Below are 21292 nucleotides of genomic sequence, written 5' to 3' on the forward strand. Positions count from 1 at the left end.
CTGAGGGCCGGGAGTAGGCATGCGCAAATCGGCGTTTCCAGTCGGTCGTGAGGCATGGCTCACCCTCGGATTGGTGCTCGTGCTCGTCGCCACCGCGGCAGCGGGGTTCTATTTCACCCGCGCCACGACCCTGACCCTTGCGGTCGCCCCGAATGGCGGAACCGAGCCGGACTTGCTGCGGGCCTACGCGGGCGAGCTCGCCCGCCGGAAAACCGGTGTCCAGCTCAGGATCCTGGACTTCCCGGGGGTCCGCGAGAGTGCGGAGGCGCTCAGGACCGGCAAGGCGGATCTGGCGGTGGTCCGACCGGACGTCGCCATGCCCGGGAACGGCTTGACCCTCGCGATCCTGCGCGAGCTCGCGGCCTTTGCAGCGGCGCCGGCTGGATCCAGCATCGGGAGCATCCCGGATCTGGCGGGCAAGCGGCTGGGCATGCTGGCGAGCCGGGACGCGGACAGGACGCTTCTGCGCGACCTGCTGACCCGCGACGGGCTGGAACTTCTCACCGAGGCCCCCAACGGCCCCGTTCCGCCGCAGGCCGTTCTCCTCGTGCCGCTCGAGGAAGCCGACGTGACGGCCGCATTCGGCGATGGGCGCATCGACGCGATGGCGCTTGTGACGACGCCCACGCTTCCGGCGGCACGGCGCTTGGTCGGCTTCGTCCGCGCGGCGAGCCAGGATGGCACGGTCGCGCTGATCGGCGTGCCGGACACCGCCGCGGTGCTGGCGCGCTGGCCGCGCCTCCAGTCGGTGACGGTGCCGGCCGGGCTGTTCAGCGGCAACCCACGCCTGCCGGCCGAGGATGTCGCGACCGTCGGCTCGTCCTACCGGTTGATGGCGCGCGCCAGCCTGTCGCGCAGCGTCGCCGCCGAGGTCACGCAGCATCTGTTCGAGATGCGCGCGGCGCTGGCCGAGACCGTGCCGGCCGCCGAGGCGCTCACCTATCCGGCCTATGAGGACACGGCGGATGCCACCACCGCCCGCCTGCCCATTCACCCTGGCGCCATCGACTATTACGAGCGTGAGCAGGAGACCTTCATCGAGCGCTACGAGAGCTGGATCTATCTCGTGGCCATCTTGGGCGGCGGCGTCTGCTCGACCATCGCTTGGCTGCGGCAGCGCCTCGGGCGCATCCGCCGGCAGCGAATCGAGGTCGCGACGACGCGCCTGCTCGCACTCCGCTCGACCGCCCGGCGGGAGACCGACCGGGACCGTCTTGACGCCATCGCAGTTGAGGTGGACGACCTAGCGGCAAGCATCGCACGCCACGCCCTGAACAGACCAACGGAGCCGCGGCTGCTCGGCGCCGCCGCGGTGGCGATCGAGGCCGCGCACTCGACGGTCCGTCGCGCCGCGGCCCGCCCCGATCGACCGGCATGCTGATTGGAGCTCCGACGGAGTTCAGTCGCAGAAATTGATCCGTCCGTCGTGTATGACGGGCTGTTAAGGAATTCAGTTCGACCGGATGCTGCATAATGATGCGATCCGCGTCTGCATCGGTCGCCACCGCCATGTCCGCTATGGAGATGCCGACGGACATGGCGGAATGGCCGCATGGGGCGCCGAGCCGAACGTCTGGTTCTGCGCGCGCTGACGAATTGGCGTGACGGATTCTGGCCGAGAGCGGAGTGGCCGCTGTGGAGCGCGACCGCTGCAAAGGCGGACGGCCTCCCACCGACCCGACCCTGCCGTCAGAGCGTATCGGCACGTCTCCCGGAAGCGGATCTCCAGCGTGCAGCAACCGGACGATGCGCGCCCTGCTCAGTGCGCCAGCGATCGGTCCGATGCGTCCGACGAGCGCTTCTTCCTCTTGCGCTTGCTCGCTTTCAAGACCACGTCCGCGTTGTCCTCGGCGATGCGCTCAGCCAGGGCGAAGTCGTGAAGCTCCGCGGTCGCGCTCTCGGTAGCGGTCCGCCCTTCTGTCACGGCGTAGAACGCGGCGCGGACGATCTCCTTCTTGCTCGCCTCCGGATGCCGCTCACGGATGGCGGAACGGATCGCCTTCGGCTTCATGCCCGGCGCGGCGATCTTCCTCAGCGTGTCCGCGATCTCCCGGATCGATGCCATACCGCTACCTTCACCTGACCCCTTCTGCCGGCTCACAAACCCGTCAGCCGACGGGGCGTTCCGATGCCGCGGCCACACAGGCGGCTTCCCGCGCGCGACGCGCCGCACCCGCGGACGTGAGCTCGCGCCGAACCGCCGCGCTCCTCCCGAAACCGCAACGCGCTCGGCGCGCGCGGGGGCGCGCAAGCGGGCCGCGTTCACCTCAGTAGCGGGTGATGGCACGCAGGCCGAACACCGCGGCGCCGCGCACCCGCTTGCCGTCAGGATCGCGCGGATTGGCGATCCCGCCATCCGGATGGGCGATGTACTGCACGGTCGGCTGCAGGGCGATGCCGGGAGCGAGCACGGCCTGATAGGTCGCTTCGAGCAAGATCTCGGCGCTCCGGCGCGGTGCGGGTGTCGTGCTCTGGAGCGCGGCGATCGCATCGAGCCGGCGTGCTGCCGGGGAGATGCGGGTGATGCCGACGGCGAGGCCCAGCGTGTCGTCCGACCGTCCGGGGATCAGGCCGCGATAGGCGATGCCGCCGTCGATGTAGAGGTCCACGAGATTGCGGTCCCCCGGCGAGACGGACGCACGCAGGAAGACGCTGGCGCCGTCGTTGGGATCGTCCGGCTCCTGGTAGATCGTCTGGTCGATGAGCCCGTAGAGGCCCGAATTGCCCGAAACCCTCCGATCGAGGCCACTCACCGGATCCGGCGTGAGGGCATCGACGCGGCCGAAGCGGTGCCAGCCGCCCAGCGTGACGGTGCCCGGCCGGCCTTCGGAACCCGGACGGGCGTTGTAGGCGTAGGCGACCTCGGCGATGACGAGCGGGGGGTCGGAGACGGGGAAGCGGATACCGTTCGGATTGCGGCGCTGCGGGTCTACGCCCGAGCGGGGACGGCCGCCGCCGGGTGTGCCGTCGATCACGCTCGCCTGGAACGAGAGATCGGGCGTCGGGACGTACTTCAGGCGGACGGTCGGCGCCGAGAGCGGATAGGCCGGCCCTCCGTCCACCATGTTCGCGGCGAAGATCTCCGGCCAGCCGAAGGTACCGTTGGTGAACAGGATGCTGGTCTGGCTCACCATGTACTCGGTGTCGGCGGAGAGCTGGCCGATACGGACGGACAGCCTGTCGTCGAACAGGCTCTGCTCCAGCCACAGCTCCGAGAGTCGCGAAGCCGGCAGGGCCTCGATCTCGCTGATCGTCATGAGGTTGCCGACGCGGCTGCGGGAGGCTCCGCTGCCCTGGATCTGGTAGACGGTGGCGTGGGCCGTCGCCCCCTTCCACCCGGCGAGCGTGTCGAGATCGACATCGACGTCGAGATCGAGCAGCGTCAGGCCCGTGGAACCCCGCCGCAGGCCGCCGCGCAGGTTGCGGTAGGTCTCGGCCACACTGATCAGGCCGAAGGTGATCCCGCGGCTCTCCAGGAAGGCGCGGTACCCGCCGGGATCGCCGGCGGCTCCGAGGAGAGGCTGGAACGAGGTCGTGACCTCCGCCGCGCGACCGGCCGAGAACACGGGCTGAGCGACCGAGGTCTGCGGATCGCCGCCTGCGCCGGAGGGTGAACCGATGGCGAGGCCCTCCGCGGCGACCCGCGCGGCCGTCGCCAGCGGATCCGCGGCCGGTTCGGCCAAGGCACGGCCGACCGGCGCGATGAGAACGAGCGTGATGCCAGCGAGGGCGCAGATGACAGAGCGCACCAGGACCTTTGGAGACATCGGGCTCGGCGAACGAAGGCATAGCCTCGTGACCATTCGACGACGGCGGTGGCGAGACATCGCCGCGAATTGATGGGACAGACGCGGCACTGACGCTGGCTCGTACAACCGCAGGTCGCTAGGGTTCTCCGCATCACCGGAGGTCCTCCACCGTGCGTACGCTCGCTCTCGCCTCGGCCCTCGTCTTCGCCTGCACGGTGTCCGTCCGAGCGCAGGCCCCCGCACCCTCGGCGGCTCAGACCGCGCAGCGGGATCGGATGAAATCCTGCAACGTGGATGCTGGGACGCAACGGCTGTCGGGCGCCGCCCGCAAGAGCTTCATGGCAGATTGCCTCGCGGGAAAGAGCGCCGCGCCGGCCAAGGAGCTGACGCCGCAGCAGATGAAGATGAAGAGCTGCAATGCGGATGCCTCGGCCAAGAGCCTCAAGGGCGCCGAGCGCAAGGCGTTCATGAGCACGTGCCTCAGAGGTTAGTCGCCTGCGCCCATACCGCGTCCCTGTTCGGCTTCTGACCAATGTCAGGGCTGCGTGAAACGGATGCCGTTCGAGATACCGACCGATCTCGGGCGTCCTGAACGTCACTCGGGCTTCCACGAAGCGGTCGACGTCCCCCTCACTCTCCCCCCGCTCCGTCGCGGAACGGTTTTGCCAGCCTCGCCGTAACTGACCCATCGAGCCGCGACGGCGCGGGTCAGATGGCCGAGGCGGTCCCAGCATGAAGCGCGCTCCCTTCCGCATCCTGATCCGCATCGAGGGCGATCGGCGCGTCCTGCGCGCGACCTCGGAGCGCGAGGCGGCGCTCAAGGCCGAATCCGTTCTCCGGCGCTACGACGTCCTGCCCGGCGGCGCCGGCCTCATCATCGAAGCGTCGGACACCCGGGCGAGCGCGCGCATCGCGGCCTATCTGGCCGACGTCGCGCTCGAGATGGAAATCGCGTGATCGGCCTCCGAGGATGACGGTCTCGGACAGCGCGGTCCCCTACGTGCTGGGCGCTGCGGCGGTGCGCTCGGTCGAGGTCATCGACGGCGGCGGCACACTGGCGATCCGATTGCGGTCGCCCGACGACAGTGAGTTCTGCGTCCTGCTGCCGATCGGTGTCGTGGGCGACCTCCTCTTTCAACTCGCGGATGTGATGAGCGTCAGCCTTGACCCACGCCCATGACCGAGAGGATGCCCACCTGGGCGAAGGGGATGACCCGGTGCTCGACGCGGTCGCCGTGCTTCGGTGCCGCGGGTACACGGTCGAGCCGGATGACGACTGCGCGCGCTGGCGGATCGACGGTGCTGACTGGATCACGCTCAGCGACCTGTTCGCGCGGGCTCTGCGGCTCGGCTTGAGAGACGGGCCGGGACGCGCGCAGTAATCCCCGGCCAGACCGGGAGCCTGTCCGCTGAGGGATCGACCGGCGGGATCAAACACCTAGTTGATCAGGCAGAAGCCGCCTTCCGCCCTGTCGACGCCGCCGACGCGCCTCCCGGTCTCGCAACTCGGGGCGACGGCGCGCACCGCTTGGACACGCGGCGTTTCGGGCGGCGGGCGGAGGAGGGTGGGCTGTGGCCGAAGCTCCGGCTCGCGCGCTTCGGCCGGCGTGTTCGCCACCGCTGCCGCGGCCGCCGCAGGAACGGCCGCAGCGATGGGGGCCGGCGCGATCGCGATGATGGGACGGTAGCCGGCACGGCCGCTCGGGGCCGTGTCGGTCGCGGCGACAGACGGAGGCAGCGCGGGTCGCTGCGCCGTCGACGACCGCCCGAAGAACAGACGCCCGCGCCCGCGCGCCTCGACGGTGTCGATGCTACCCACAAGTGTAGAGAACGCCACACCTGCCACCAGCCACGCGCGCATGATGTCCCCCACCGCACGCGAGGAGTATGGCAGCGAACCAATTCAATAGTGCTGCCATGACCTTTCAAATTCGATTGATTTGATGAATGCAGAGCGCGGACATGTCGCGACAGCGCGGAAGTTCCGCGCGCCTGACCTGTCGGCCCCCCTCAGCAAGAGCGGCTCCCGGCGCGCCGATGACCGATTGCGCCGTGCACCGTCCGCCGTGTCGCGTGCTGAGCCGACCGATACGGTGTGGCCGCGCAGCCGGGAGGACACGCCCCCGCGGCAAGTCTTGCGGGCAGGACTTCCGGGCACGACCCACCGGCAAGCCTTCTTACGCCCGCCGGACCCGCGGCGCCGGAGACCGGAGCCGAGACAGCCGGGCGTCAGGTACCGGGGCGGCCCAACCAACGACACCCTGGAGCCGCACCGCCCGGCGGGCCGCGCCGTGCCGGAGGGCCGGATGAGAACGGTGACTCCACCCGTTCTCGATCGAGGGCCCGTCGCCCGCCGGATCTCCTGCCCGTGTTTCGACGCAAGACTTCTCCGACCGACGCGTCGCCCGGCGCCGGTTCAGGTCCCGCCGCGGGGCAACTCACGGTGTCGGGCGTGAGCCGACGCTACGTCCGGACGCTGGCGCTGGACAACGTGTCGCTGACGCTCGGTCCGGGCGAGATCCTGGCGGTGCTCGGCGCCTCCGGCTGCGGGAAGAGCACGCTGCTGCGGCTCATCGCCGGCCTGGACGCGCCGGACGCGGGCGAGATCGCCTTCGGCGATCGCCGCGTCGCCGGGCGCGGCCGCAACGCGCCGCCCGCGAGCCGCGGCGTGGGCCTGATGTTCCAGGACTACGCGCTGTTTCCCCACCTCACCGTGCTGGCCAATGTCCGCTTCGGCCTCGCCCATCTCCGCGGCGCGGACGCGCGGGACATCGCCCGCGAGCGCCTCGATCAGGTCGGGCTGGCACACCGCGCCGACAGCTATCCGGGCACGCTGTCGGGCGGAGAGGCGCAGCGGGTGGCGCTCGCCAGGGCGCTGGCCCCGCGTCCGCGGGTGCTGCTCCTCGACGAGCCGTTCTCGAACCTCGATGCCGGCACCCGCGAGCGTGTCCGCGCCGACACCCTGGCGGTCCTGCGGCGGGACGGCATCGGCGCGATCCTCGTCACGCACGACGCGGCCGAGGCGGTCGCCTGCGCGGACCGCATCGTCCTGATGCACCGGGGTCGGATCGTCCAGAGCGGCAGCGCCGAGGCGCTGTACGCCGCGCCGGCGACGCCGTTCGCCGCCCGGGCGCTCGGCGAGATCATCGAGATTCCGGGCCGCGCCGTCGACGGCCACGTCGCGACACCCCTCGGCACGCTGCCCCGGCCCGACGCCGTGCCGGAGGGCGCGGTCAAGGTCTGCCTGCGCCCGGAGGCGATCCGCCTCGGGCCGGCGGGTGCCGGGGTGCCGGCCAGGATCCTGGGCCGGGCCTTCGCGGGGCCGCGCCTGCGCCTGGACATCGCGGTCGCGGGCCTCGGCGCGCCGCTGCGCCTCGACCTCCCGCCGGAGGCCGTCCCGGGCGAGCAGGTCGGCATCGAGCTGCTGCCCGGGCGCGCCCACGTCTTCCCGCTGCCGGACGGAGTCCAAGTGTTGTCAGATTGTAATTAGAATACATCTAAATAAATCCGCCTTGCAGGTCGCATTCTTACTGTATAGCACCGGCTCGTCGCTCGACGAACGGGGTTTATCATGTTGGACGTCTGCAGAACCGGAGCCTGGGCGAGCCTGTGCCTGTCTCTCTGCTTCGGCGGACCGGCCTACGCGGCCGAGGTCAACCTCTACACCACCCGCGAGCCGGGCCTGATCCGGCCGCTGCTCGACGCCTACACGGCGCAGAGCGGCGTCACCGTGAACACGGTCTTCGTGGAGAAGGGGCTGGCCGAGCGGGTCGCCGCGGAGGGCGCGCGCTCGTCCGCCGACGTCCTCATGACGGTCGATATCGGCAACCTGATCGAACTCGTCGACCGCGACCTGACCCAGCCGGTGCGCTCGCCCGTGCTCGAAGCGGCCGTGCCGGCGCCCCTGCGCGGCGCCGACGGGCGCTGGTTCGCCCTCTCGATGCGCGCGCGCGTGCTCTACGCCGACACGGGCCTGAACGATCTCGCGGCCGCGACCTACGAATCGCTCGCCGACCCGCGCTGGAAGGGCAAGGTGTGCCTGCGCTCGGGCCAGCATCCCTACAACACCGCCCTGATCGCCGCCTTCCTCGTCCGCCACGGCGCGGAGAAGACGGAGGCGTGGCTGCGGGGCGTGAAGGACAACCTCGCCCGCAAGGCGACGGGCGGCGACCGGGACGTGGCCCGCGACATCGCGGCCGACCTCTGCGAGGTGGGCCTCGGCAATTCCTACTATGTCGGACTGATGCGCTCGGGTCGCGGCGGGGCGGACCAGCAGAAATGGGGCGCGGCCATCAAGGTCGTGCTGCCGACCTTCGAGGGCGGGGGCACGCACGTGAACGTGTCGGGGGCGGTCGTCGCCAAGAACGCGCCGAACCGCGACCAGGCGGTCAAGCTCCTCGAGTACCTCGTCTCCGACGCCGCGCAGGCGCTCTACGCCAAGGTCGACTACGAGTATCCGGTGAAGGCCGGCGCCCCGATCGAGCCGCTGCTCGCGGAACTCGGTCCGCTGAGCGTCGATCCGACGCCGCTCGTCGAGATCGCCCGCAACCGCAAGGCGGCGAGCCTGCTCGTCGACAAGGTCGGCTTCGACAACTGAGTTCGAGCCGGGCCGGATGTCGGTGACCCGCTCTCTGGGCTGGGCGGGGGCGGTCGCCCTGGCGGCGCTGCTGCTCGCGCCCGTGATCTCCCTGGGCTTCACGGCGTCCGAGGGCGGCGGCGAGCTGTGGCCGCACCTCGCCGCCTACGTGCTGCCGCAGGCGATCCGCGACACCGCCCTGCTGCTCGCGGGCGTCGGCCTCCTGGTGATCGGGCTCGGGACCGCGACGGCGTGGCTGGTCGCGGCGTTCGACTTCCCCGGTCGGCGCCTCCTCGAGGCCGCCCTGCTGCTGCCGCTGGCGATGCCGACCTACGTGGTCGCCTACGCCTATCTCGACCTGCTGCACCCGCTCGGGCCGTTCCAGGTCGGGCTGCGGGGCCTGCTCGGCCTGTCGAGCCCGCGCGATCTCGCCCTGCCGGACCTGCGCTCGCTGCCGGGCTGCAGCCTGCTGCTCGGCTTCGTGCTCTACCCTTACGTCTATCTGCCGACCCGCGCGCTGTTCCTGATGCAGGCCGGCTCGCTGCTGGAAGCCGCGCGCACGCTCGGGGCCGGACCGTGGCGCAGCTTCCTGCGGATCGCCCTCCCGCTCGCGCGGCCGGCGATCGCCCTCGGCACCGGCCTCGCCCTGATGGAGGCGCTGAACGATGTCGGCGCGGCCGAGTTCCTGGGGGTGCGCACGCTGACGGTGCAGGTCTACGCCACCTGGGTGAACCGCTCGGACCTGCCCGGCGCCGCGCAGATCGCGCTGGTGATGCTGGCCGCGGTGGTCGCGGTCGTCGGCCTCGAACGGCTCGCGCGGGCCGGCCGCGGCTATGCCGGGGGCGCCCGCCGCCACACGGCCGGCGCGCGCCGCCGGCTGGACGGCTGGCGGGCCGGGGCGGCCCTGGCCCTGGGCACGGCCCCCGTCGCGATCGGATTCTTGGTGCCGGCGGGCTCTCTCGGCCTCGAGGCGTGGCGCCGGATCGACGCGAGCGGCTTGCCCGACGCGCTCGCCGCCCAGGCCCTCAACACGGTCTACTACGCGGGCCTCGCCACGGCGGTGACGGTGCTGGCGGGCCTGGCGGTGGCGGCCGTTCCCTCCCTGCTGAGCGCCCGGGCCGGGCGCCTGCTCATCGGCGCGGCCGGGATCGGCTACGCCATGCCCGGGACCGTGCTGGCGGTCGGGCTCCTGGGTCCTCTGGCGCTGGTCGAGGCCGGGTTGTTCGAGGCCGGCCTGACGACCGCACGGGTGGGGCTCGGGACCGGCGCCGCCCTCGTCATCGCCTACGCCCTGCGCTTCCTGACCGTCACGGTGGGCGCCAGCGAGGCCGGCTTCGCGCGGATCCCGCGCACCATCCCCGACGCCGCGCGGGTGCTCGGGCGGGGTCGGCTCGCCACGCTGGTCACCGTGCAGCTGCCGCTGGCCTGGCCCGCGGTGCTGAGCGGCGGCCTCCTCGCCTTCGTCGACATCGCCAAGGAGCTGCCGGTGACGCTGCTCCTGCGTCCCCTCAACGTCGAGACGTTGAGCACGCATCTCTACGGCGAGGCGGCGCGCGGCACGTACGAGGACGGCGCCGTCGCCGCCGTGCTCATCGTGATGATCGGTCTCCTCCCGGTGACGCTCCTGCTCAGGCTCGACCGGAACGCGATCGGGCCGGGACGGTTGGCCGGGGAAGAGCCGCGGACCGGCCGGGGATAGGTCGGGGAGAGGCCGGGGAGAGGTCGGGGATCGATCGCCCGCCCTTCGCGCCGCCCGCTCCGCGCGCCGGTATCCGGCCCGTGCCGCGCGCCCGTCTCCGCGTCGCGGGCCTCGGCGGTCAGGCGACGGTCGGCACGATCCCGCCCTCGACCCGGAGCGCGGCGCCGTTGGTCGCGGCGGCGAGGGGACTCGCCAGGTAGGCGATCATGGCGGCGACCTCATCCGGCTCGATCAGGCGCTGGATCAGCGACAGCGGCCGATGGAGCCGGAAGAACTCCGCCTCCATCGCCTCGGGCGACAGGTCGGGATCGGAGGCGACACTCTTCAGGAAATCGCCGATCCCGTCGGAGCGCGTGGGCCCGGGCAGCACCGTGTTCACGGTGACGCCGCTGCCCTTGGTGAGCTGGGCGAGTCCGCGGGCGATCGTCAGCTGGGCCGATTTGGTCACGGCGTAGTGGATCATGTCGGGCGGCGGCACGATCCCGGACTCGCTCGAGACGAACAGGACGCGCCCCCAGCCGCGCGCCTGCATCCCCGGGAGATAGGCCTGCGCGAGCCGGGCCCCCGACACGACGTTGACCGCGAACAGGCGGTGCCAGTCGTCGTCGGCGATGTCCGGGAAGGCCTTGGCCTCGTAGATCCCGAGATTGTTGACGAGGATGTCGACCGCGGGGGCCGCGCGCACGAGCGCGGCAGCGCCCTCGGCCGTGGCGGGATCGGCCAGGATCGCGCGCGCGCGGCCCGCGGCGGCGACCGCGGCCGCGGCCGCGTCGAGCTTGGCCTGCTGGCGCCCCGCGATGATGACCTCCGCGCCCTCCGCGGCCAGCCGTTTGGCCACGGCGAGACCGATCCCGGCGGTCGAGCCGGTGACCAGGGCGCTTCGTCCCGTGAGCTGAAGATCCATGACGGTTCGTCCTCGTTGCCGTGTCGGTCCCGAGGAGATGGACGGCCGCCAGATTGCTGAGTAGCAGGCATCGCGGCACGATGATCGTGACTTCGGTGCACGAGTGGCGGCGCGATGGACAACCGGCTCGGGGACATGGAGGCGTTCCTCCAGGCGACGCGGTGCGGCAGCTTCGCGGCGGCCGCCAAGGCCCTGCGGCAAACCCCCTCCGCCGTGAGCCGGGCCGTCGCCCGCCTTGAGGCGCGCCTCGGGGTCGCGCTGCTCCGGCGCACGACCCGATCCCTGACCCTGACCCCGGAAGGCGAGGCCTATCGCGAGCGGGCCGCCGAGCTGATGGCGGAACTCGACGCGATGGAGCGGGGCCTCACCCAGACCGCCGCCGAGCCGAGCGGGCGGCTCCGGGTGAACGCCTCGGTCCCGTACGGGACCCACGTCGTCCTGCCGGTCCTGCCGCGCTTTCTCGCGCAGCACCCGCGGATGAGCCTGGATCTCGCCCTGACCGACGAGGTGATCGACCTGCCCGCCACGCAGGCGGACGTCGCGATCCGGATCGGCCCACTCCGCGACACCCGCCTGCGGGCCCGACGCCTCGGGCGCAGCCGGATGATCGTGGTCGCCGCCCCCGCCTATCTCGCGCGGGAAGGTGTCCCGGAGCATCCCGACGACCTCGCGGCGCACAAGTGCCTCAACTTCAGCTTCCGCCGCTCCCTCGATACCTGGCCGTTCCGCGTCGGAGCCGATCTCAACCAGCGGCCGATCCAGGGGAATTTCTACGGCAATTCCGGCGAGGTGGTGCGCCTGATGGCGCTCGGCGGCGCCGGGATCGCCCGCCTCGCCCGGTTCCATGTAGCGGCCGATCTCGCGGCCGGTCGGCTCGTGCCGGTGCTGGAGGCGTTCAACCCCGGCGATGCCGAGGACGTCCACGTCCTCTATGTCGGCCACGCGCGCTTGGCGCTGCGCATCCGAAGCTTCGTCGATTTCCTCGCCGCCCACGCGACGGTGGAGGAATGACATCGGCGCGGCAGACGCTTCACGAGCGATGCCTCGACTGCAGTAATATTGAGTTTCATTGCTAGAAGACGCGCAATATTTGAGACGCTTGGGTCCTGAACAGGATCAGATCCGGCGACGGAGAGGCCGGCTCGCGGTCCGGGCGCTGGAACCGAGCGTCGCCGAGCCCGTCCTGCGCGGCCCGACCTCGGTGCAGCGCGCGCGTGCGCGCGACCCCGAACCGCTCTGGCAGCCATCGGCCGCTCTGAGTGCTAACCGACTGAGATCGCGGGCGATTCGGCGTTTGTTAACAGCTCAGCCGGCAACTTTCTTGCTTCGTCGTGGGTCACTGTCACGATGCGCGCAGGAGGGGCCGCCATGAGCGTTTCGACCGCCTTCCGTCGTCAGCTGGAAGGCTACAGCCTGACGACAGCCGAGATCCTGTATCACCTGCCCGACCATCCCCACCTGCTCCAGACCTTCATCTGGCAGCAGCACGATCTCTTCCCCGTCTTCCCGGAGCTGAAGCGCTTCCTGGCCTTCTGGCAGGGCGCCCTCGATGGGCCGCTGCATTCGGTGAAGGTGGCCCACAGCCGCCTGATCAGGCCCGCGGAATTGCGGGCCGTCGGCAGCGAGTTTCACCTCCACTGACGCCGGGGGCGGGAGCCGAGCTTTCCGCGGACCCGCGCGGGAAGCGCGATCGCGATGGTCGCGGAGATCGCGGAGATCGCCTGCGCCGGCCGGATGCGGGTGCCGGGTCCGCGCTCAGATCTCGGCGCGACTCATCCGCTTGGCGATGTGGTCCGCCTGCCGCAGGGCCAGCGCGACGATGGTGAGGGTCGGATTCTCCGCGGCGCCGGTCGTGAACTGGGAGCCGTCCGAGACGAACAGGTTCTCGACATCGTGGGCTTGGCCGAAGCGGTTGACGACGCCGTCCCGGGGCTTCGCGCTCATGCGGTTCGTGCCGAGGTTGTGCGTCGACGGATAGGGCGGGGTGCGGATGGTGCGGACCGCGCCGACGGCCTCGTAGAGGGCGCTGCCCTGCCTGTAGGCGTGCTCGCGCATCGCCTCGTCGTTGGGATGGTCGGCGAAATGGACCGACGCGACCGGCATCCCGTAGGCATCCGTGTCGTCCGACAGGGTGATGCGGTTGTCGGAACAGGGCATGTCCTCGCCCACGATCCAGAGGCCCGCCATGTTCCGGTACTTGTCGAGGGCGCCGGTGAAGTCGCGGCCCCACGTCTGCGGGTCGAGGAACGCCGCCATGAAGGGCAGGCCCAGGGAGAGCGTCTCGAGCTCGTAGCCGCCGACGAAGCCGCGGCTCGGATCGTGCCGGGCCTCGTCGCGCACGATGCCGGCCATCGTGGTGCCGCGGTACATGTGGACCGGCTTCTCGAAGATGGCATAGACCGAACCGGTCGTGTGGCGCATGTAGTTGCGCCCGACCTGCCCCGACGCGTTGGCCAGACCGTCGGGGAACTTCGCCGAGTGCGAATTGAGGAGGAGTCTCGGGCTCTCGATGGAGTTGCCGGCCACGGCGACGGCCCGCGCTCTCTGCCGGTGCTCGACGCCGTCCTTGTCGGCGTAGACCACGCCGGTGACCTTGCCGCCGGAATCGTGCTCGATCCGCAGCACCTGGCAGCCCGAACGGACCTCGAGCCGGCCCGTGGCCTCGCCCTTCGGGATCTCCGCGATGAGCGTCGACCACTTCGCGCCCGACTTGCACCCCTGGAAGCAGAAGCCGAGCTGCATGCACGCGGCGCGGTCGTCGCGCGGCTCGGAGTTGATGGCCATCCGGCCGGTATGCACCTCCGTGTAGCCGATCTTGCGGGCGCCGGCCTCGAGCACCTTGAAGTTGTTGTTGCCCGGCAGGCCCGGGATGCCGTTGGTGCGCGTGACGCCCATCCGGTTCTCGGCCATGGCGTACCAGGGGTCCATCTCCGGGAGGCCGACGGGCCAGTCGAGGAGGTTGGCCCCCTTCACCGCCCCGTAATGCGTGCGCGTCCTGAACTCGTGCTCCTGGAAGCGCAGCGACGCGCCCGCCCAGTGCACGGTCGAGCCGCCGACGGCCTTGACGATCCAGGCCGGCAGGTTGGGGAACGTCTTGGCGATCGGCCACGGCCCGGTGGCGTGCCGCTTGTCCTTCCAGGCGAGCTGGGCGAACGAATCCCACTCGTCGTTGACGAAGTCGAAGGTCTCGTGCCGGTCGCCCGCCTCGAGGATGACGGTGTCGATGCCCTTGAGCGCGAGCTGGGTCCCGAGGGTCCCGCCGCCGGCGCCCGAGCCGACGATGACGAAGACGGAGCCGTCGCTGAGGTCGTAGGGAGCTGACATGGTTTCCTCCTGCCGCGGATCGGCCCCGTCCCGTCTTCGCGCGGGATGGTCGGACCGAGCGGTGAATGCGTGTCGCGCGCGGCCGTCGGCGCGGGCGCCGGGCCGCCGTCAGAGCCAGTCGATGTCGTCGAAGCCGCGCTCCAGGTAGCCGCCCTTGTCGAAGGAGGCGCCCTCGTAGCCGAAGATCGGCCACAGCTCCTTCTGGTTGTAGAGACCGACGATGAGGTTGGCCCGCACCTTCTGGAAGAACGGGGTCGGCTCGATGGTCTCGAGGAGGGCCGCCCGGTCCGTATCCTGCGGAACCTTGGCGTAGGGCAGGCGGTGCCTCTCGACGGCCGCCCGGTTGAGCGCGGCCATCCCGTCCTCGAGGAGCGTCAGTTCTCCTGGAGCGGTCCGCGCCGCGTCGTCGAGGATCTGCACCGCGGCGGCGTAGTACCTGTCGGCGACGCGGTCGTGCGGGTAGCAGTCGCGCGACATCTGCACGAGCGAGGCGAAGGTCTCGGGCTTCGTCGCCTTCGGCATCTGCGCCCAGGCCCGCCCGGTCACGCTGCCGTCCGGCATGACCGCGACCGCGAGCAGAGTCGAGCCCGCGGCGCCCAGGAAGCCGCGGCGGGACAGGTGCGCGCCCGTCTCCTGCATCCTCATCCCGTCCTCCCCTGTCCGTGTCGGTCGTGCCGGTGCCGCGGCGGCCGATGGCGGGCCGTCGCGGGTCATCAGGCGAAGCGCCAACCGCGGGCGAGCACCTCGATCTTGTGCTCGTCCGGGTCGTCGATGAAGCAGGAGCGCGCCGTGCCCGGGGCGGCCCCCACGCCCAGGCCGCAGGCGCCGTCGTGGCCCGTATTGACCGTCACCTCCGACGCGAGACCGGACGCGGCATGCGCGAGATCGATCGGGGTGAAGGTTTCGAAGCCGGGCCGGTCGGCGGTGCCGAGGCCGAAGGCGGTCCGGTAGAAACGCGCGGAGCGCGCCGCGTCCCGGACCCGGATCATCGCGGGGATCCGCTCGGGCATGTCGGACATGTCGCGCATGATCCCCCTGTCGAGGCCCGAGGCCGAAGGCCCCGAGGGGTCCCGCCGAGCGGAAACTTAGAGCCGCTCCAGCGTGCGGTGGTAGTATCATGCTACTGCGGAGCGGGCCCGCGACGATCCGCGGAGCGCGTTATGCCAGAGCCCGGAAGGCGGTGGAAACGGGCGCGCGCTGCATTATTGTTCCTCATCCCGGGGAAGCGCGGGCGGTCGCCGCGGGTGAGCGGCGCGGATCGCAGGGGTGGACATGTGCAATCTGTACTCGGGGATGCCGTCCGCCGACTACGAGGGCGAGACCCGCTCCATCCGGCTCGGCGGACACTCGACCTCGATCAGGATCGAGGTGATGTTCTGGAACGTGCTCGAGGACATCGCCGCCGCTCAGGGCATGACCCTTCCCCGCCTCGTGACGCTTCTCTACGACGAAGTGCTCGCTCTCCACGGTGAGGCACGCAATTTCGCCTCGCTCCTGCGGTGCGCGTGCCTGAGGCACCTCGAGATGAAGGCGGACCGCCTCGCCTCGGCGCAGCGGCGCGCCGTGGAACAGCGCGGCAGGGTCGCGGGGGACGTCGACAGCGCCCTGGACCGGATCGACGACCGTGACGTCGGCGTCGGACACGTCGCGCGGACCGCGCGCGCCCTGCGCGGCGACGCGGTCCGGCCGCGCGATGCCCGCGGCGAGGGCTGAGGCGCGTCCCCCGGCATGGCCGATGCAGAGGGCTGGCGCGGTCGGCCGCTCCGGCCCCGATGAAGGGATACCCGACATGCCGCTGCAGGAAGCCCCGAGGTCGCCCATCCGCGGCGGTCGCATCGCGATCGCCGGCCTCGGCACCGTCGGGCTGGCCGTGGCGCGCGCGCTCGATGCGGGCGCCATATCGGGGCTGAGGCTGACCGCCGTCGCGGTTCGCGATGCCGCGAGAGCCCGGGCCACCCTCGCGGCGCTCGCGGAGCCGCCGGAGGTCGTCACCGCGTTCGACGCCCTGGAGCCGCGGGCCGACATCGTGCTGGAATGCGCGCCGTCCCAGCATCTCCCGGCGATCGTGCGGCCCTTCGTGGCGGCGGGGAAGACCGCGATCGTGCTGAGCTGCGGCGCGCTCCTCGATCACGAGGACCTCGTGGCGACGGCCCGCGCCCACGGCGGTCAGATCGTCGTCCCGACCGGCGCGCTGCTCGGCCTCGACGCCGTGACGGCCGCCGCGGAGGGCACCATCCGCACGGTGCGGATGATCACCCGCAAGCCCGTGCGCGGCCTCGTCGGCGCCCCCTACCTCGCGGAGAACGGCATCGAGATCGGCGGCATCACCGAGCCGATGCGCATCTTCGCCGGCAGCCCCCGCGAGGCGGCCCGCGGCTTCCCGGCGAATCTCAACGTCGCGGTCGCGCTCTCGCTGGCCGGCATCGGTCCCGACCGGACCGAGCTCGAGATCTGGGCCGACCCCGGCCTGGAGCGCAACACGCACCGCATCGAGGTGGAGGCCGACGCCGCGCGCTTCGCGATGACGATCGAGAACGTCCCGACCGACGAGAACCCCCGTACGGGCCGCATCACGGCCCTGTCGGTCATCGCCTACCTGCGCAAGCTCACAGCCCCGCTCCGGGTCGGAACCTGACAGACCGGACCCGGCCGCCGCGCCCCCGCGCCCGCAGCGGTGCCCGGGCGCGGTCGCCTCTCAGAGCCCGGAGCGGTCCGTGACAGCGGCGAGCGGCGCGATCCCGTCCGCCATCGAGCGGGCCACGGCGGCGCCGTCAAGCACGGGCGGCGCCGGCCGCGGGCCGCGCGGCGAGGTCGAGGCGCGGCCCCGCGGGCTCCGCGCCCACCTCCCGGACGCCGCCCGCGATCTCACCCCGCCACTTGGCGACCGCCGCGGTGGCGAGCCCGTTACCGAGGACGTTCGTGACGGTGCGCCCCATGTCGAGGATCTGGTCGATGCCCATGATCAGCAGGATGCCGGCGGCCGGGAGACCGAACATCGGCACGGTGGCGGCCACCACGACCAACGAGGCCCGCGGCACGCCGGCGATGCCCTTGCTCGTCACCATCATGACGAGCAGCATCGTGAGCTGCTCGCCGAAGCCCATGTGAATCCCGAACGCCTGGGCGATGAACAGGGCGGCCATGGCCTGGTACATCATCGAGCCGTCGAGGTTGAACGAGTACCCGAGCGGCAGCACGAACCCGGTCACGCGCGGGCGCACCCCGAAGCGCTCCAGCACCTCGACGGTGCGCGGGAAGGCGGCCTCGCTGCTCGCCGTCGAGAAGGCGAGGATCATCGGGGCGCGCAGCAGGCGCAGCAGCTCCACCACGCGGCGGCCCAGCACGGCCCAGCCGGCACCGATCAGCAGCAGCCAGAGCAGGGACAGGCCCGCGTAGAAGCTGGCGATGAACTTGCCGTAATCGAGAAGGACGCCGAGCCCTTGGACGGTGACGACCGCCGCGATGGCCGCGAAGACGGCGATCGGCGCGAGCCGCATCACCGTGTCGGTGACCCTGAACATCACGCGGGCGAGGCCGTCGAGAAGCTGCACCATCGGCTCGCTGTAGCGCCGGTCGATCGTGCTGAGACCGAAGCCGAAGAAGATCGAGAAGACCAGGATCTGCAGCACCTCGTTGCCGGCCATGGCCGAGACGATGCTGGTCGGGAAGACGTGGACGAGGAAGTCGCGCAGGTTCAGCGAGGCGGCCTTCAGGCCGGTCTGCGCCCCCGCGTCGGGCAGCGGCAGGCCCAGGCCCGCGCCCGGCTGGAACAGGTTCGCGGTCAGGAGCCCGAGGGTGAGCGAGACGACCGAGGCGGTGACGAACCAGCCCATGGCCAGCGCGGCGACCCGGCCGACCGAGCGGGCGTCGCCGAAGCTCGCGATGCCGGCCACGATGGTGGCGAACACGAGCGGCGCGATGATCATCTTGATCAGACGCAGGAAGATGTCGGTCGCGAGGGTGAAGTGCGCCGCGAACGCCTTGGCCTCGTCGGGTCCGGCCGCCAGTCCGTGCAGGACGGCGCCTACGAGGATGCCGAGTGCCAGCCCGAGCCCGGTATAGAGCGTGAGCCGGCCCGAGCGCGATGTCGTGGAATCCGGGTCCGTATCGGCGTGCGTCATCCGTTGTCCTCCCATGGGATCGTGTTGTTCGGCGTGCGGGATCCGACCGCTGGCGTCGCGGGCGCGGATCCCGGATTCTGGATCAGGCCCCGGCGACGGCCCGGGCGATGACCGGATCGGGGGCTTGCGGGCGGGTCAGCCGCTCGGGCCGGAGGACCGCGTCGAGCTGCGCGCGGGCCATCAGCCCCTTCTCGAGCACGAGGTCGTAGACGCCGCGGCCGGTCGCGTGCGCCTCCATGGCGACGGCCGTCGCGTTGCGGTAGCCGATATAGGGGTTGAGCGCGGTCACGATCCCGATCGAGTGCTCGACGCTGGCGCGCAGCCGTTCGCGGTTGGCGGTGATGCCCCGCACGCAGTGGAGATCGAGCGTGCGGCAGGCGGCTTCGAGATGCGCGAAGCTGCGGAACAGGCTGTAGGCGATCACGGGCTCGAAGGCGTTGAGCTGCAGCTGGCCGGCCTCGGCCGCGAAGCTGATCGTCACGTCGTTGCCGATCACCTCGAACGCCACTTGGTTCACCACCTCGGGGATCACCGGATTGACCTTGCCGGGCATGATCGAGGAGCCGGCCTGCCGGGCCGGCAGGTTGATCTCGCCGAAGCCCGCGCGCGGACCGCTGGAGAGCAGGCGCAGGTCGTTGCAGGTCTTGGACAGCTTCACGGCCACCCGCTTGAGGACGCCGGACACCTGCACGAAGGCGCCGCAATCCTGGGTTGCCTCGACCAGATCCTCGGCCGTGACGAGCGGGATGCCGGTGATCTCGGACAGCCGCGCGCGGACCGCGGCCGCGTAGAGGGGATGCGCGGTGATGCCGGTCCCGATCGCGGTGGCGCCCATGTTGATCTCGCGGATCAGAAGCTCGGCCTCGCCCAGCCGGGCCTCGTCCTCGCCGAGCATGCGCGCGTAGGTGCCGAATTCCTGGCCGAGCGTCATGGGCACCGCGTCCTGCAGCTGGGTGCGGCCCATCTTGAGCACGTCCGAGAATTCGGCAGCCTTGGCCTCGAAGCTGCCGCGCAGCGACGCCATCGCGGCGACGAGCCGACGGATCGCGACGATGCCGGCGATCTTGAGGGCCGTCGGGTACACGTCGTTGGTGCTCTGGCCCATGTTGACGTGCTCGTTCGGGTGCAGCTGCCCGTAGGCGCCGCGGGCGTGGCCGAGCAGTTCGAGCGCGCGGTTGGCCACGACCTCGTTGGCGTTCATGTTGGTCGAGGTCCCGGCCCCGCCCTGGATGAGATCGACCACGAACTGATCGTGCAGGCCGCCGGCCCGGATCTCCTCGCAGGCCGCCACGATCGCGTCGCAGCGCGCCGCGTCGAGCAGGCCGAGTTCCTGGTTGGCGAGCGCCGCCGCCTGCTTGATCGCCGCGAGCGCCCGGATCAGGTCCGGGCAGGTGGCCAGCGTGGTGCCGGTGATCGGGAAGTTCTCGACCGCGCGCAGGGTATGGATGCCCCAGTAGGCCGCCTGCGGAACCTCGCGGTCGCCCAGGAGGTCGTGCTCGGTGCGGGTGGCGGCGGCGGAAGCGATCTCGGACACGGCTCTCTCCTCGCGCGCGGAAGCGATCCGGCGCGCCGTAGGGCAGGACGGTTGGGCAGACGATTGCGCGTGAGCGACCGGCCCGCGTGAGGGGGCGTCGACGCTCTCGACGGTGCGCGATGAAGGGTCGCCGCCAGTCGCCCCGCCCTCACGGGCGGCCGCGCCTGACCGGCCGGCGTCTGATAGTCCCGGTGCCGGCGGGCCGCCAATGCTAGTTGCGACCAGAACTATTCCGAACCGGAATAGTTCTTCGAATCCGCGGCGGCGGCCGACCAGACGGCCTCCAGGAACGGCCGGGCCCGCTCCGCGCTGCGGTACAGCCGGATCTCCATCGACATCTCGGGGCTGACGATGGCGAGCGCGCCCGCCGCGATCTCGCCGGCCACGAGGCTCCTCGGCAGCCACGCGACCCCGTGTCCCGCGAGCGCCATCGACCGCAGGGCCTCGGCCATCGAGTTCTCGTTCGTGTGGACCGGATAGGTCGCGGGCGCGCCCTCCCGGGCCTGGGCGATGGCGGCGAGCCGGCCCAGGAAGGAGCCGCGGGAATATTGCAGGAGCGGCAGGCGCCCTTCCCGGTCGCGGGGGAGATCCGCCGGCGCCGCCACGGCCACGAGGCTGTCCTGGCCGACGACGAGGCAGGGAAAGCGATCGGGCCCGAGCGGGATCGGGATGCCCGGATGGTGATAGGTCAGCATGAGGTCGTAGCCGCCCTCGACCAGGGCCTGGAGGCAGATGTTGAAGTTCTCCGGCAGCACGCGGCTGCTCATCGCACCGAGCTCGCCCCGGAGCGCGCCGAGCCAGCGCGGCAGGAAGGAGAGGCAGAGCGAATGCAGGGCCGTGATGGCGACGACGGGCAGGCTCGACCGCTCGCTGCGGTTGCGGAAGTCGGCGCGGCTGAGGGTGAGGAGGCGCACCACCTCCTCGGCGGTCTCGAGGAAGTGGCGCCCGTCCGCCGTGAGGGTGATCGGGTAGGTGCTGCGGTCGAGCAAGGCCGTGCCGAGCCAGACCTCCAGGGAGCGGATGCGGCGGCTGAACGCCGATTGCGTGACGTGCCGCGCCTCGGCCGAGCGTGAGAAGCTACGGGTCTCGGCGAGGCTGAGGAAGTCCTCGATCCACTTCAGTTCCATCGCCGGCCGGGCCACGTCCAGGGGTCACGGCCTTGAAACGCCGAAAGGGCGGGCCCGGCAAGCGGGGCGGGCGTGTCCGCCCCGACGCGGTCCGGCGCCCGATCCTGGGCGATCCTGGGCGATCGTGGCCGATCCTGCCGAGAACCGCGCGCGCCGACGGCGCGGCCCGGAGCGGCTCAGAGCGGTCCGCCAGGCGCCCCTCGGACGAAGCGAGGCGGCCCGATCGTGGGCTGCGCGATAAGTCTCAACGCGACGGTG

The 21292-nt window shown here is 71.4% G+C and carries 21 protein-coding genes and 1 pseudogene; 12 read left to right on the top strand and 10 right to left on the bottom strand.

The features are described 5' to 3' along the window. Positions 1-19: 19 nt before the first annotated feature. Entirely contained in the window at positions 20-1381 is a 1362-nt protein-coding gene (locus BLW78_RS22260) for a TAXI family TRAP transporter solute-binding subunit (protein WP_091682153.1), read from the top strand. A 378-nt stretch (positions 1382-1759) separates the two neighbouring features. Here the strand turns inward: BLW78_RS22260 and BLW78_RS22265 are convergent, their stop codons facing one another. Then, positions 1760-2065 carry a hypothetical protein gene (locus tag BLW78_RS22265; RefSeq protein ID WP_091682155.1) on the bottom strand — a complete coding sequence of 102 codons (306 nt, stop codon included), beginning with the start codon at positions 2063-2065 and terminating at the stop codon, positions 1760-1762. 202 nt (positions 2066-2267) lie between these two features. Beyond that, a complete protein-coding gene (locus BLW78_RS22270; RefSeq protein WP_091682156.1) occupies positions 2268-3767 on the bottom strand; it encodes a carbohydrate porin in 1500 nt (499 codons plus the stop codon). A 152-nt stretch (positions 3768-3919) separates the two neighbouring features. Here BLW78_RS22270 and BLW78_RS22275 point away from each other — a divergent pair, with 152 nt between their 5' ends. The 4 genes from BLW78_RS22275 (at position 3920) to BLW78_RS22290 (ending at position 5131) form a co-directional block, all read left to right on the top strand. After that, positions 3920-4240 (top strand): PsiF family protein, encoded by a 321-nt coding sequence (locus BLW78_RS22275; RefSeq protein WP_026605361.1) that lies wholly within the window; start codon positions 3920-3922, stop codon positions 4238-4240. 241 nt (positions 4241-4481) lie between these two features. Beyond that, complete coding sequence (locus BLW78_RS22280) at positions 4482-4706, top strand: hypothetical protein (protein WP_020095939.1); 225 nt, start codon at positions 4482-4484, stop codon at positions 4704-4706. 13 nt (positions 4707-4719) lie between these two features. After that, on the top strand, positions 4720-4929 hold the full coding sequence (locus BLW78_RS22285; protein WP_020095938.1) for a hypothetical protein: 210 nt from the start codon (positions 4720-4722) through the stop codon (positions 4927-4929). Continuing rightward, on the top strand, positions 4913-5131 hold the full coding sequence (locus BLW78_RS22290; protein ID WP_020095937.1) for a hypothetical protein: 219 nt from the start codon (positions 4913-4915) through the stop codon (positions 5129-5131). The genes BLW78_RS22285 and BLW78_RS22290 overlap by 17 nt, the downstream gene beginning before the upstream one ends. Positions 5132-5187: 56 nt before the next feature. On the opposite strand, the gene BLW78_RS22295 is transcribed toward BLW78_RS22290, so the two are convergent. Beyond that, positions 5188-5610, bottom strand: a complete 423-nt coding sequence (locus BLW78_RS22295) for a hypothetical protein (RefSeq protein ID WP_139307722.1) — start codon at positions 5608-5610, stop codon at positions 5188-5190. 582 nt (positions 5611-6192) lie between these two features. Here BLW78_RS22295 and BLW78_RS22300 point away from each other — a divergent pair. The 3 genes from BLW78_RS22300 (at position 6193) to BLW78_RS22310 (ending at position 10024) form a co-directional block, all read left to right on the top strand. Beyond that, the gene (locus BLW78_RS22300; protein ID WP_091682161.1) at positions 6193-7239 is read left to right on the top strand and encodes an ABC transporter ATP-binding protein; all 1047 of its coding nucleotides are present in this window, start codon (positions 6193-6195) and stop codon (positions 7237-7239) included. Between the two features lie 81 nt (positions 7240-7320). Next, positions 7321-8346 carry an extracellular solute-binding protein gene (locus tag BLW78_RS22305; RefSeq protein ID WP_020095934.1) on the top strand — a complete coding sequence of 342 codons (1026 nt, stop codon included), beginning with the start codon at positions 7321-7323 and terminating at the stop codon, positions 8344-8346. Between the two features lie 16 nt (positions 8347-8362). After that, entirely contained in the window at positions 8363-10024 is a 1662-nt protein-coding gene (locus tag BLW78_RS22310) for an ABC transporter permease (protein WP_091682162.1), read from the top strand. Positions 10025-10142: 118 nt separating this feature from the next. On the opposite strand, the gene BLW78_RS22315 is transcribed toward BLW78_RS22310, so the two are convergent. Next, positions 10143-10928 carry an SDR family NAD(P)-dependent oxidoreductase gene (locus BLW78_RS22315; RefSeq protein ID WP_020095932.1) on the bottom strand — a complete coding sequence of 262 codons (786 nt, stop codon included), beginning with the start codon at positions 10926-10928 and terminating at the stop codon, positions 10143-10145. A 114-nt stretch (positions 10929-11042) separates the two neighbouring features. On the opposite strand from BLW78_RS22315, the gene BLW78_RS22320 reads away from it, so the two are divergent. Both BLW78_RS22320 and BLW78_RS22325 read left to right on the top strand, forming a co-directional pair. Next, on the top strand, positions 11043-11939 hold the full coding sequence (locus BLW78_RS22320) for a LysR family transcriptional regulator (RefSeq protein WP_091682163.1): 897 nt from the start codon (positions 11043-11045) through the stop codon (positions 11937-11939). Between the two features lie 357 nt (positions 11940-12296). Beyond that, a complete protein-coding gene (locus BLW78_RS22325; protein WP_020095930.1) occupies positions 12297-12569 on the top strand; it encodes an usg protein in 273 nt (90 codons plus the stop codon). 114 nt (positions 12570-12683) lie between these two features. On the opposite strand, the gene BLW78_RS22330 is transcribed toward BLW78_RS22325, so the two are convergent. From BLW78_RS22330 to BLW78_RS22340, 3 genes are all read right to left on the bottom strand, one after another. Continuing rightward, positions 12684-14252 carry a GMC family oxidoreductase gene (locus tag BLW78_RS22330; RefSeq protein WP_091682164.1) on the bottom strand — a complete coding sequence of 523 codons (1569 nt, stop codon included), beginning with the start codon at positions 14250-14252 and terminating at the stop codon, positions 12684-12686. Between the two features lie 108 nt (positions 14253-14360). Continuing rightward, positions 14361-14897 (bottom strand): gluconate 2-dehydrogenase subunit 3 family protein, encoded by a 537-nt coding sequence (locus BLW78_RS22335; protein ID WP_244527024.1) that lies wholly within the window; start codon positions 14895-14897, stop codon positions 14361-14363. 68 nt (positions 14898-14965) lie between these two features. After that, the gene (locus BLW78_RS22340; RefSeq protein WP_091682184.1) at positions 14966-15262 is read right to left on the bottom strand and encodes a VOC family protein; all 297 of its coding nucleotides are present in this window, start codon (positions 15260-15262) and stop codon (positions 14966-14968) included. Between the two features lie 262 nt (positions 15263-15524). Here BLW78_RS22340 and BLW78_RS31820 point away from each other — a divergent pair. After that, positions 15525-15764: pseudogene (locus BLW78_RS31820) on the top strand (ribbon-helix-helix domain-containing protein); the annotation flags it as partial. Between the two features lie 277 nt (positions 15765-16041). Then, positions 16042-16887, top strand: coding sequence for an aspartate dehydrogenase (locus BLW78_RS22350; protein ID WP_091682167.1), 846 nt, complete (start codon positions 16042-16044; stop codon positions 16885-16887). Between the two features lie 136 nt (positions 16888-17023). Here the strand turns inward: BLW78_RS22350 and BLW78_RS22355 are convergent, their stop codons facing one another. The 3 genes from BLW78_RS22355 to BLW78_RS22365 form a co-directional block, all read right to left on the bottom strand. Beyond that, complete coding sequence (locus tag BLW78_RS22355; protein WP_091682173.1) at positions 17024-18373, bottom strand: dicarboxylate/amino acid:cation symporter; 1350 nt, start codon at positions 18371-18373, stop codon at positions 17024-17026. A gap of 82 nt (positions 18374-18455) precedes the next feature. Next, positions 18456-19907: an aspartate ammonia-lyase gene (gene aspA / locus BLW78_RS22360; protein WP_091682174.1), complete on the bottom strand. Its 1452-nt coding sequence runs from the start codon at positions 19905-19907 to the stop codon at positions 18456-18458. Between the two features lie 227 nt (positions 19908-20134). Continuing rightward, positions 20135-21034 carry a LysR family transcriptional regulator gene (locus BLW78_RS22365; protein WP_091682176.1) on the bottom strand — a complete coding sequence of 300 codons (900 nt, stop codon included), beginning with the start codon at positions 21032-21034 and terminating at the stop codon, positions 20135-20137. Between the last annotated feature and the right edge of the window lie 258 nt (positions 21035-21292).

Origin of the sequence: Methylobacterium sp. 275MFSha3.1 (assembly GCF_900108435.1) — a bacterium.
GTDB lineage: Bacteria > Pseudomonadota > Alphaproteobacteria > Rhizobiales > Beijerinckiaceae > Methylobacterium.